The 11,491-nt window shown below is 63.3% G+C and carries 9 protein-coding genes; 7 read left to right on the top strand and 2 right to left on the bottom strand.

Annotation, left to right across the window (positions count from 1 at the left end; genetic code table 11):
- The first annotated feature begins 53 nt into the window (after positions 1 to 53).
- The 6 genes from CO666_RS27940 to CO666_RS27915 all read left to right on the top strand — a co-directional run bounded on the left by CO666_RS27940 (position 54) and on the right by CO666_RS27915 (position 8,393).
- A complete protein-coding gene (locus CO666_RS27940; protein ID WP_245436877.1) occupies positions 54 to 1,217 on the top strand; it encodes an efflux RND transporter periplasmic adaptor subunit in 1,164 nt (387 codons plus the stop codon).
- 173 nt (positions 1,218 to 1,390) lie between these two features.
- Entirely contained in the window at positions 1,391 to 2,089 is a 699-nt protein-coding gene (locus CO666_RS27935; RefSeq protein ID WP_097615264.1) for an ABC transporter ATP-binding protein, read from the top strand.
- On the top strand, positions 2,086 to 3,225 hold the full coding sequence (locus CO666_RS27930) for an ABC transporter permease (RefSeq protein ID WP_097615263.1): 1,140 nt from the start codon (positions 2,086 to 2,088) through the stop codon (positions 3,223 to 3,225). Before CO666_RS27935 ends, CO666_RS27930 begins: the two co-directional genes overlap by 4 nt.
- 4 nt (positions 3,226 to 3,229) lie before the next feature.
- A complete protein-coding gene (locus CO666_RS27925) occupies positions 3,230 to 4,465 on the top strand; it encodes an ABC transporter permease (RefSeq protein ID WP_097615262.1) in 1,236 nt (411 codons plus the stop codon).
- A 572-nt stretch (positions 4,466 to 5,037) separates the two neighbouring features.
- A complete protein-coding gene (locus CO666_RS27920; protein ID WP_097615261.1) occupies positions 5,038 to 6,534 on the top strand; it encodes a right-handed parallel beta-helix repeat-containing protein in 1,497 nt (498 codons plus the stop codon).
- 377 nt (positions 6,535 to 6,911) lie between these two features.
- Positions 6,912 to 8,393: a right-handed parallel beta-helix repeat-containing protein gene (locus CO666_RS27915; RefSeq protein WP_097615260.1), complete on the top strand. Its 1,482-nt coding sequence runs from the start codon at positions 6,912 to 6,914 to the stop codon at positions 8,391 to 8,393.
- 72 nt (positions 8,394 to 8,465) lie between these two features.
- On the opposite strand, the gene CO666_RS27910 is transcribed toward CO666_RS27915, so the two are convergent.
- Entirely contained in the window at positions 8,466 to 8,747 is a 282-nt protein-coding gene (locus tag CO666_RS27910) for a nodulation protein (protein ID WP_097615259.1), read from the bottom strand.
- 179 nt (positions 8,748 to 8,926) lie between these two features.
- The gene (locus CO666_RS27905) at positions 8,927 to 9,703 is read right to left on the bottom strand and encodes a dioxygenase family protein (protein WP_097615258.1); all 777 of its coding nucleotides are present in this window, start codon (positions 9,701 to 9,703) and stop codon (positions 8,927 to 8,929) included.
- 207 nt (positions 9,704 to 9,910) lie between these two features.
- Between CO666_RS27905 and CO666_RS27900 the strand changes: the two genes are divergently transcribed.
- Complete coding sequence (locus tag CO666_RS27900) at positions 9,911 to 11,491, top strand: Na+/H+ antiporter (RefSeq protein WP_097615257.1); 1,581 nt, start codon at positions 9,911 to 9,913, stop codon at positions 11,489 to 11,491.

The following is an 11,491-nucleotide window of genomic DNA, read 5'->3' as shown; positions in this document are numbered from 1 at the left end:
GCCAGAAACGCGTTCGAGGTCGCGGTTTTGCTACGGTCGGGCATTCTGTCGGCATGAACACGACATCAGAACATGACCGAAACCTTGCCGCCAAGCTGAGATCGCTTTCGATCGAGCCCGCGGCCTTCAAGACAGAGCCGCCGGAGCGTCAAGCCCGGCGGCGCGTGATGCCGTTGGCTATGCTTGGGCTTGCCGCGACGGCGTCGCTCGCTGTGGTTCTTTTCTCGAGGCCCGAGATGCCGGAGCGCATCGAAACCGTGCTTGCGGGCTTCGCGGGCCGGCAGGGGGCGACGACATCGACGGGCGGAGCGAAGGCGCCTGCCGAGGATGCGGCTTCCGAGCAGGTGCGGGCACCTGTTGCGGCCTGGTCGACCCGGGAAATCACCGGCTCCGGCTACGTCGTCGCACCCGATATCGCCATCGTCTTTTCGAAATATGAGGGCCGGATCGTCGCCGTCGAAGTGGAGGCGGGGGACAGGGTGGCGGCGGGGCAGGTGCTGGTGCGGCTCGACGATGCCGGCGCGCGCTTCGCGCTTCAGGGGGCGGAGATTGTCCGGCAATCGGCGGAGTTGACGTTAGCGGCAAAAAACATCGAGCTCGCGCAAGCGCGGTCTTCCCTGATGCGCACCGAGCGGCTGGCCGGACGCGATGCCATGTCGGCGCAGGCGCTGGAGGAGGCGAAAACGGCCGCCGACAGGGCCGAGAATGCCGCCCTGCAGGCACGCCAGGATGTCGCCAAGGCGGAACTCGATATCGACAAAGCGCGCGAGCAGGTGGAAGCGCTGACCGTGCGTGCGCCGATCTCCGGCATCGTCACGCGGCTTAACGCGCATATCGGCGACACCGTGCTGTCGCGCGAGGACAGCGTGCGGGAGAATGAAAGCCTGCTTGTCATCGCCGACACGGCAAACATGGTCATCGATGCCGATGTGGCCGAGACCAATATCGCGCAGATACGGCCAGGCCTATCCGGCGAGGCGGTGCTTGACGGCTTTCCAGATCAGCCTTTTGCGGTCGAAGTGTCGAAGATCGCGCCGGTCATTTCGCGGGAAAAGGGGACGGTGACGCTTCGCCTGTCGCTGTCTTCGCCGCCTTCCGGCATGCGGCCTGCCATGGCGGCGCGCATCCGGCTTTTGGTGGGTGAGGCGGGTGTGGGTGCTCATCACCCGCCCTCGTCCTTCGAGGCTCCGGCCTCCGGCCTGCGCACCTCAGGATGAGGGCTGATCGGGATGCCGTGTGGCCGGCGGGCTGATCGTGTGCCGTGCGGTTTGGCTTGCCGCAGACCGCGGCTTCTCTCCGACCTCATCCTGAGGTGCCCGAGGGGCCTCGAAGGACGAGGGCGGCCACCCGTTGCCGGCTACAGATCAATAAACCACCAAGGAGCAAAGCAATGACCGACATTCATGAACCCTATATCGCCCTTGCCGGCGTCAGGAAGGCATTCAGGATCGGGGCGGAGACGATTCCGATCTTTTCCGGGCTCGACCTTTCCGTACCGCGCGGCGATTTCGTCGCGGTCATGGGGCCGTCCGGTTCGGGGAAGTCGACGCTGCTCAATATGCTCGGCGGCATCGACAGCCCGGATGGGGGCGAGATCCGCATCGGGCGCAGCCATCTCGAGCAGATGGGCGAAGGTGCCAGAGCCGCTTGGCGGGCACACAGCATGGGCATCGTCTTCCAGTTCTACAATCTGCTGCCGATGCTGAATGCGGCGGAGAATATCGAGCTGCCGCTGCTCTTGAAGCCGCTCGGCCGCAAGGAGCGGCGGGCGCGCGTCGATACGGTGATGGATCTGGTGGGGCTCGCCGGGCGGCAGCGGCAGTTTCCGTCGAGCATGTCGGGCGGGCAGCAGCAGCGCGTCGGCATTGCCCGCGCCATTGTCGCCGATCCCGACCTTATTCTCTGCGACGAGCCGACCGGTGATCTCGACCGGAAATCGGCCAATGACGTCCTGGAGATGCTGGGCTTCCTCAATCGCGAGCTTCGGAAGACCATCATCATGGTCACCCATGATCCGGAGGCCGCCGCCTTTGCCCGGCGCACGCTGCATCTCAACAAGGGTGCATTCGTCGAGGGGGAAAACCAATGACCTTCTTCGAGCTCATGCGGCGCAATGCCTGGCGCAAGCGGCTGCGGGCCGTCTTGCTGATGTGTTCGGTCGGCATCGCCTTCCTGATCTACGGGCTGACGGCGAGTTTCGTCAGCGGCAGCCAGGGGGCGGCCGGCGCCAGTGACGACCTGCTCGGCGTCTTCAACAAATCGGGCCGCGGGCTGCCGCTGCCGCTTGCCTATCTCAACCGGATCGCGGCCGAAGGCGATGTCGCGGCCGTCGCCTATACCGCGCGCATGCGGGGATTCGTCGAGGTCGAGAAGAATGTCGTGGCCGTCAGCGCGGTCGATCCGCGGGCGATTGCCGCCGCCAACGGCGCCGAACTCGGGCTGACGCCGGAGCTGATCGCGGCTCTGGAAGAGGGCGGCGACCGGGTGCTCGTCGGCAGGGCACTGGCCGAGGCGCAGGGCTGGTCGATCGGCCAGCGCATCGGCGTCACCAGCCAGATCATCAAGGCCGACGGTAGCCGGAACTGGAGTTTCACCATATCGGGCATCTTCGATGGCGCCGATGCCGGCACCGACACCTATTTCATGCTCGCGCGCTACGACATGGTCAATGCAGCCCGGGCGCGGGACAGGGACACGGTCGACGTCTTCGTGGTGCGCCCGCGCGACGGCGTCGCCTCAGGCGTGTTGGCGGCGCGCATCGATGCACTCTTTGCCAATTCGGCGGCTGAGACCAGGACGCAATCGGAAAAGCAGTTCCTCGAAGCCTTTCTCCGGCAGTTCGCCGATGTCGGGCTGATCGTCAGCCTCGTCGTCGGCGCCGCCTTCGTGACGATCCTGATGATATCGGTCAACACCATGCTCTTCGCCATCAGGGAGTGCCGTTTCGAGATCGGCGTGATGAAGGTGCTGGGCTTTTCCCGCGGGCGGATCGTGGCGCTCATTCTCGGCGAGACGCTGTTTGTCTACGCCGTCGGCGGTGTGGGCGGGCTCATTCTGGCCAAGCTCGCGACGCTCTCGATCGGGCCGGAATTCGGCCTCGTCTTCGGCGGTGAGGTGCTGGCGAAGTCCGCCGTGATCATTGCGGGGCTTGGCCTGCTGACCGGGTTGCTGCCGGCCGTGAACGCCATGCGGCTGCCCATCGTCAACGCCTTCAGAGCGAGATAATCCAATGTCATCAGCGCTCAATCAGAGTTTTCTCATGATCAGAGTTAACCTCGGCAGCCTGCCCAGGCGGCTCGCGATCTCGCTGTCGATGGTGCTGTCGGTTGCCCTCGTGGTAGCGGTGCTCTCGGGCTTTCTGGCGATGGCGCGCGGCTTCGAGGCCGCCCTTGCCGGGGCCGGCTCACCCGGTATCGCCGTCATCCTCGGCGGCGGCACCAATCAGGAAAGCGGCTCGGACGTGCCGGCCGATGCGATCCGCAGCCTTGCCGCAATCCGCGGCGATATGGGGATTGCTCGCAACCCCGGGATTGCGCGCGATGGTGCCGGCGATGGGGCGGGCGGGCCGGTGCTGTCGCGTGAGACCATCGTGCCGGTCGATGTCAGGGGGAGCGACGGTGCCGAGCAGACGCTCACGCTCAGGGGCATGGACCCGGCCGGGCTCGATCTGCGCAGCCGCGCCCGGCTTTCCCAGGGGCGGATGTTTGCATCAGGCGCCCGCGAGATCGTCGTCGGCGCCCGCATCGCGGACGCTTTCCCCGGCTTTGCCGTCGGCCAGACGGTGCGCTTCGGGGCGGTCGACTGGACTGTCGCCGGTCATTTCACCGCCGGCGGCAGCGCTTTCGAATCCGAGATCTGGGCGGATCTGGAGGCGGTGCAATCGGCCTTCGACCGCCAGGGGCAGGTGCAGAGCCTGCGCGTGCAGCTTGCCGGCGACCCGGCAACAGCGCTGGCAGTGCTGCGCCAGCGCCTGTCCGATCTATCGGGGACGCCGCTTACCGCAGTCTCCGAGGCCGATCTCTATGCCGCTGAGGCCGAGCGGACCGAAAGCCTGATCCGCCTGTTCGGCTGGCCGATCGCGCTGCTGATGGCCGTGGGTGCCACGGCAGGAGCGCTGAATACGATGACGAGTTCGGTCTCAGACCGCGCCATCGAAATCGCCACGCTGCGGCTCTTGGGCTTTGCCCGCTTGCCGGTCTTTGTTGCGACCTGGGTTGAGGCGGTGCTGCTGTCGGTGGCGGGGGCGGTTGTCGGCATCCTTGCCTCCCGTCTCGCCTTTGACGGCTGGCAGGCGAGCACGATGGGGGCAAACAATACAAAGATGGCCTTCCAGCTCGATGTGACGGCGGATGTGATTTTGACGGCGGGTTTGCTGGGGCTGGCGGTCGGCGTGATCGGTGGGGCGTTGCCGGCGCTGGCGGCGGCGCGGTTGCCGCTGAGCGCGGCCTTGCGGGCGAGGGGGTAGGTTTCTCGTCTTGGTGAGGAGCAACGCCTTGGAGGGCGTGCCGTGTGGTCCCCTCATCTGCCTGCCGGCATCGACCGGGGTCGAGCCACGGGTCTCGACCCGTCGTTCGGACCCCCGCTGGGGAGAAGGGGAATCGCCGCAGCGCCTTGTTCCCTCTGACACTTCGGCTGTGGGGGGCGACGGCCTCGCGGCTTGGTCCCTTCTCGCCACCGGGGAGAAGATGCCGGCAGGCAGATGAGGGGGCTACACGATAGATCTTTCATTGCTTGGCTTTGGTGAACGCAAGCAAAGGGCCGAATCACCTGCCCTGCAGCCTGAAGATGAGGTACGTTCCCAGCCCCGATTCCTCGATTTATTCACCTCAAAGTCACTGTTTTCCAGGTCAAAGTTGCAGTTTTCCGGCGCTCAGGCCTTTCATTGTTGAATAGAACGGCAAACCGGCCCGCTGCCGCATTGACAACATCTTGTCGCCTTCTTGCCATGGACGGTTGCCCCCGCCGCATTCGGACGGCCGGTCCCGGTCGATTCCAGTGGCGATGTAGCGATCCGACGAACAGGGCAACATTGGCGATATGACAATCTACTATGTGAACTCAACGACTGGCTCCGACGGCAACAACGGAACGAACCAGACATCGGCTTTTGCGACTTTGTCCAAAGTGGAATCCCTCAAGCTGAAACCAGGCGACAGCGTGCTGCTGGCCAAAGGGAGCGTGTTCAACGAGCAATTCGATATCAAATATTCCGGCACCGAGAGCGCGCCGATCAAGATCGGCAGTTACGGGACGGGCTCGACCCCGGTCATCCACAGCAACGGCGACGGCATTCACAGCCTCTACGCCTCCAATATCGTCATCGAGAACCTGAAGATCTCGAACATCGGGGGCGCGGGCATTTATGGCGGCAGCGTTACCAACTGGACGGTGCGCAATGTCGACATCGCCAAGACGGGCATGTCGGAAAGCGCCGGCGCCGTCACCTTCCGCAGCAGCACGAACGTCACAGTCGAAAGCAGCAAGATATCGGATGTCAAGGGTGACGGCTTCTGGATCGAGAAGGTGGCCGGCGTCAAGCTTCTCAACAACACCGTCACCAGCGCCAACGGCTCGACGGCCGATGCCGTGCAGATGAACGACAGCAGCAATATTCTGATCAAGGGCAATCACCTCGATCAGACCGATGCGAGCAGCCCGAAGGGCGTGATCGCACTTGTCAGGCCGACCAATGCCGTGGTCGAGGACAATGTGCTGACCGGCGGCGGCTTCGGCATCAGCGCGCAGGCGGGCAAGACCGTCGCCATCCGTGACAACGACATATCGGGATTTCATGGCTACAGCTGGTCCTTCGCCGTCGGCCTCGGCGATCAGGGCAATGCGCGGGACTATGACATCTCGGGCAACCATATCCATGACGGCGCATGGGGCGTGGCCGTCAGCGGCCCTATCGGCGCCAGCTATACCCGCACCAATATCAAGGTGCACGACAACACCTTCGACGACCTCTCACAGGCGGCGCTGAAGGTCGACAGGCCGGCCTCCGGCTCCTTCTATAACAACACCATCGAGAGCGGCACCACGGCCACCAGCATCTCGCCTTCCATTACCGACGCGCACACCTTTACCGTCAGCGGCAACCATACGGTCGCCAATGTGGAGACGACGCTTGCCAGCGCCGACACCAAGGTTGCCGCCGCAACGACGACGACGGAGGTTGCCGCCGACGCTGCGGTCGTCGCCGTCCATGACAATCTGAAGATCTTCACCGATAACGGCGAGGCCCACCGCGGCAATCTTCTCGAAAACGACACCTCCGACAATGACACCCTGGTGCTGCGCCGCTTCGGCGACGAAAGCGTCGGCAAACACGGCCTGACGCTGACCGGTGACTACGGCGTCATCCACGTCGACCGGGAAGGCAACTATGCCTATACGCTCGATGAAACCAAGCTCCCCAGCCATGACGGACATGTGAGCGAGTCCTTCAGCTACGGCGTCGACGACGGAAACTCGCACCATAGCGACGGGGATACGCTGACGGTGTACATCCATATGGATGGTTTGGTGAGCTGACAGTTGGGGGCGGGGGCATGGCCCCCGTCCCTTGTGACTATGAGCTATTGTCTGGCTCCTCTCTCCGCCCTGATCCCGGGCCGCAACCTCGAAGAACGAGGACGGCCACTCGATGAGCCTCGATTATTCCCGCAGCATCATAGGTTACCGTTTATTCACCTTTCGGTCGATATTTTCTGGATTTTTTCCCATAAGTTGTATGGTTAAGGATGCAGCCTCCGCCAGGCTTCTCGGGAGCACGGCAGGCCGATAAGGCCTGCTGACCGCCGTCACGGCATCGAACGCCATTTTGAGCATGGCCTTCACCTCCCGACCGCATCCGATCCACGCGTTGCAGCCGTTCCAGACGGCTCAGCGACCATGCGAGAACAGGCGAGATGACAATCTATTATGTGAATTCGGCGACAGGCTCCAACAGCAACGCCGGCACCAGCGCGGACGCGCCTTTTGCGACCTTCTGGGCGGTGGAGAACTTGAAGCTACAGCCGGGCGACAGCGTGTTGCTGGCCGCCGGAAGCGTCTACAACGATCAGCTCGACCTGAAATATTCCGGCACCGTCGCTGCACCGATCACCATCGGCAGCTATGGCGTCGGCGATGCGCCTGTCATCCATAGCCCGGGCGACGGCATCCACAGCCTCTATGCATCGAACATCGTCATCGAGAATATCAAAATTTCCGACACCGGCGGGGCGGCCATCTATGCCGGCAGTGTTTCGAACTGGACCGTGCGCAATGTCGAAGTCGATCACACCGGGTTGGCGGGCAAGGCAGGGTCGGTCACCTTCCGGACCGGCTCGAACATCACCATCGAAAACAGCACAATCAACGACGTGAATGGCGACGGTGTCTGGATCGAAAAAGTCAACGGCGTCAATTTTCTCAACAATAGCGTCACCAACGCCCATGGCAGCGCGGCAGATGCCGTGCAGATGAACGACAGCAGCAATATCGTGATCAGCGGCAATTACCTCGATCAGACGGGCGCCGCTACGCCGAAGGGCGTCATCGCGCTCGTTCGGCCGGTCGATGCCGTGGTCGAGGACAACACGATCGTCGGCGGCGGCTTCGGGATCGGCGCACAAGCCGGCACCAACGTCGCTATCCATGACAACGATATTTCAGGCTATGGCGGCTACAGCTGGTCCTATGCCATCGGTCTCGGCGACCAGGGCGATACGCGCGACTACGATATATCAGGCAATTACATTCATGACGGCGTCTGGGGCGTCGTGATCAGCGCCGTCGGCACCCCGAGTTACGTTCGCGAAAACATCGATATCCACGAAAATGTCTTCGACGACCTGTCGCAGGCAGCACTGAAGGTCGACAGAGCCGCATCCGGGTCTTTTCACGACAATATCATCGCCAGCGATGTCACGCCCTACAGCATATCCCCGGCAATCATCGCCGCGAACACCTTTCCCGTCAGCAACAACACGACGCTTGACGAAGCCCAGCTTGCGATCCTCGACAGTCACGTTGCGGGAGATACACATGTGGACGCAGGCCCGACGATCGTCGCAGTCCATGACAGCCTGAAGATCTCCGGCGACACCGATGAAGCCCATCATGGCAACCTCCTCGACAATGACAGTTCGGCCAATGGAATCCTGCTGCTTCGCCGCTTCGCAGACGAGGTGGTCGGCAAGAACGGCTTAACCCTGACCGGCCAATACGGCACCATCCATGTCGACGATCACGGCGACTATAGCTACACGGTCGACGCGGCGAAGCTCGCCGGGCTTAGCGGCGATGTGAGCGAGACCTTCCAGTACAAGATCTCGGATGGGGCTGCGCATCATTTCGACACGGATACGCTGAGCATCTCCATCCACGTGGATGACCTGCTGATCTGAGCGGGATGCGGGTGGCAAGCGGCGCCTCGCCTCGTTCGGGGCGCGCGGCAGTGGAGGGCGAGGGCAGATGCCTCACCGTTCGTCGAACAGGATTCTGATGACGTCGATTTCGATCTCGGCGCAGATGATCTCATATTCGGTGATGATCGCGGGATCGGCCGACATATCCTTGCGCATGCGATCAAGGGCGGCGCAAGCCTCGCCATAGGCTCCGCACAGTTCGTAAAGATGGGGCCGGCTCACCGCGGTCGCCCGGATCGTTGCCCTCGTCGCAGGCAGCCTCATCATCAGCCTGGCCATTCCCTGTTCGGCGGCCAGCCGGGGGATGTGTGCTACGCCTTCTTTCCTGACCATACCGTCCTCGCTGTCTGTGGTCTGTCGCCGAGAGTAGTACGCAGAAATGCGCCATCTGGTTTCATGCCGGATGCAGGATTGGCGCGCGCTGACGCGCGTCTCGTTGAAAACCGTCTTCCAACCTCCACGGCCGGGACGGTCCGGCAAGGCCGGCGTCGGCGATTGTCGGCCGTTTCCGCTCAGGAAGAGAGGCCGATCGTGATGGTGGCGGAAAGCGCGCCGCCGTCGAGCTTCTCGAAATCGAAGATGTGGTCGGCGGCATCCTCCGGGATGATGCCGTCTTCGTCATTGCGCGTATCGCGGGCGGGGCGTCCCAGATAGTCCGGATGCTCGCCATAGATGATGTCGCTCAACGCATCGTCGAAATAGATTTGGCTGACGAGAAGCTCCTTGCCGTCGGCGAGGATACGGCAGTGAACATGCGGCGTGCGGCCCTTGTACCATCCGGGATAGGCCGTGAGGAAGCTTGCCTGCCCCTCTGCATCCGTCAGCTGGCGTCCGCGAAAGGCGAGCCCGCTGATTGCTTCGGCATCGCCGAGCGTACACATGTTCGCCGCCTCCCGGCCGGAATAGATGCCGCGATGATCGGTATGCCAGATTTCGATGTCGGCACGTTCGACCGGCCGGCAATCGGCTGCATGGACGATGCGAACGGCCAGCCGCAAGGGCAGCCCGGCCTTACCTTCCGAGACGTCCTGACGGACCGGAATAGCGTTGACATGGCAGGGGCCAAGGGTCTGGGCTGATGTGACGACGCAATTCGGGCGGCTGCGAAAGAGTGGTGCGGGCAGCTTTTCCAATGCGACCGATTTCGTGCCGCCGCTGAGGAAATCCGTTGCCTTCCAGTCGAAGGTCCTGGCGGCTACGGTGATATGCCGCCGCGGCCAGATCGCCACCGCAGCCACGGTTGACGCGACGATCGCCGCACCTCCGAGCACGAGGGTTCGCCTTTTCATGGGTCTTCCTTTGCCTCAAGGCGCCTGATGTAAGGAAGATGCGCAGGAAACTCCAATTAAATCCAGGTAATGATCGATGGCAGCGAGAACCGGGGTCTCGATCCGGCGAGAACTCGAAAGCGCGACGCGTCTTTTCAGATGCGCAAGGTCGCGGTAATTCTTTGCAGCAGGCGTCCGACATTCGTTTGCTGAGCCGGGGCAGGGCACATGGAACCAACCCATTTATTCGAGCTTGTCATCGCGATGTTTCTCGCGATCATCGCGCTGCATTATGCCGCCCACAGGCTTGGGCTGCCGCCGTCCGTCGCGTTGCTGACCGGCGGCGCCTTGCTGGCGTTTGTGCCGGGACTGCCGGCAATATCCGTCGATCCCGAGCTGGTGCTGGTCATCTTCCTGCCGCCGCTGTTGATGGATGGCGCCTGGTCCATCGCGCTGGCGCGCTTGAGACGCCACATGATCGGCATCGCCTCGCTCGCCGTCGGCGCGGTGTTGTTCACCTGCGCCGTCGTGGCCGTTGTCGCCCATCTTATCTTTCCGTCGCTCCCCTGGGCCGCCTGCGCGGCGCTGGGCGCGATCGTTGCGCCGCCGGACGCGGTTTCGGCGCGCGCCGTGCTGGAGCGCGTCAGGCTGCCACGGCGGCTGCAGATTCTGCTGGAAGGCGAGAGCCTGCTCAATGATGCGAGCGGCCTGGTTCTCTTCCGTTTTGCCGTTGCCGCCGCTGCAACAGGCGCCTTCAGCGCGGGGGAAGCGGTTGGCAATTTCTTCGTGCTGGCGCTGGGCGGCGCCATCGTCGGTATCATTGTCGGAGCGGCGTGGGTCAAACTCATCCGGCATCTCGGCGACGACTATCTCATCATCGCAGCCACCGTATTGCTCGGCTGGATTTCCTATCTGCTCGGCGAGCTGCTGCATGTTTCCGGCGTCATCGCCACCGTGACCACGGGTTTGATCGCCTCCTGGCACCAGCACACCGTATTTTCAGCCGCAACACGCATGCGAGGCACGTCGTTCTGGACGGTGATGATCTTCCTGATGGAGGCTGCGGTCTTCACATTGATCGGCCTGTCGCTCCGGGATGTCGTCGAACGCGGCGGCGGCCTTACCACCGTGATCGCGACCATGGGACTGCCGATGCTGGCGATCCTCATCACGCTGGTGGTCGCGCGTTTTGCCTGGATCTTCGCCTCCGATCTCGCCATCCGGTTCTGTGCTGCCTTGGGGGGCACCCGCGCCCAGCCGCTTGGCGCCGGCGGTGCGACCGTGCTCAGCTGGGCGGGCGTGCGCGGCGTGGTCACGCTGGCGCTGGCGCTCAGCCTGCCCGAAGGATTTCCGGGCCGTGACTTCATCCTCGTCACTTCCTTTGCCGTCATTCTTGGAACCGTGCTGGTGCAGGGCACGACATTGGGGCGGGTGATCGCCTGGGCGCGGCTGGCGCCGGAGACGGAAAAAGCGCGCCTCAGCATGAGCCAGGCCGAAGCCGCCATGGCACAGGTGCAGTTCGGGATCGTCCAAAACCTGGCCTATGACGCGGAGGGAAAGCTCATCCACCCGCAATTGCTGGAGCGCTACCAGCGCCGGGCGACCGCGATTGTCGACTATGCCGAGAGAACCGAGCACTATGTGCCGATCCTGCATGCGCATTTCGACGTCGTTCTCGAAGCGGTCGCATCAGGGCGCCGGGAACTCATCCGCCTCCACCGCGCCGGCGACATCGACGACGAGACGTTGGACGAACTGGAACGGGATCTCGATCTGGAGGAACTGAGCGCGATCTCGGCCAAGGCCTGA

It is taken from the genome of Rhizobium chutanense, assembly GCF_002531935.1.
Lineage (GTDB): Bacteria > Pseudomonadota > Alphaproteobacteria > Rhizobiales > Rhizobiaceae > Rhizobium > Rhizobium chutanense.
The sequence above is the reverse complement of the archived record's forward strand: the minus strand, read 5'-3'. Positions and strand labels throughout refer to the sequence as shown.

Excerpts from the sequence above, each read along its gene's own strand:
- CO666_RS27940 (WP_245436877.1), top strand. The coding sequence starts at position 54 with ATGAACACGACATCAGAACATGACCGAAACCTTGCCGCCAAGCTGAGA.
- CO666_RS27935 (WP_097615264.1), top strand. The coding sequence starts at position 1,391 with ATGACCGACATTCATGAACCCTATATCGCCCTTGCCGGCGTCAGGAAG.
- CO666_RS27930 (WP_097615263.1), top strand. The coding sequence starts at position 2,086 with ATGACCTTCTTCGAGCTCATGCGGCGCAATGCCTGGCGCAAGCGGCTG.
- CO666_RS27925 (WP_097615262.1), top strand. The coding sequence starts at position 3,230 with ATGTCATCAGCGCTCAATCAGAGTTTTCTCATGATCAGAGTTAACCTC.
- CO666_RS27920 (WP_097615261.1), top strand. The coding sequence starts at position 5,038 with ATGACAATCTACTATGTGAACTCAACGACTGGCTCCGACGGCAACAAC.
- CO666_RS27915 (WP_097615260.1), top strand. The coding sequence starts at position 6,912 with ATGACAATCTATTATGTGAATTCGGCGACAGGCTCCAACAGCAACGCC.
- CO666_RS27910 (WP_097615259.1), bottom strand. The coding sequence starts at position 8,747 with ATGGTCAGGAAAGAAGGCGTAGCACACATCCCCCGGCTGGCCGCCGAA.
- CO666_RS27905 (WP_097615258.1), bottom strand. The coding sequence starts at position 9,703 with ATGAAAAGGCGAACCCTCGTGCTCGGAGGTGCGGCGATCGTCGCGTCA.
- CO666_RS27900 (WP_097615257.1), top strand. The coding sequence starts at position 9,911 with ATGGAACCAACCCATTTATTCGAGCTTGTCATCGCGATGTTTCTCGCG.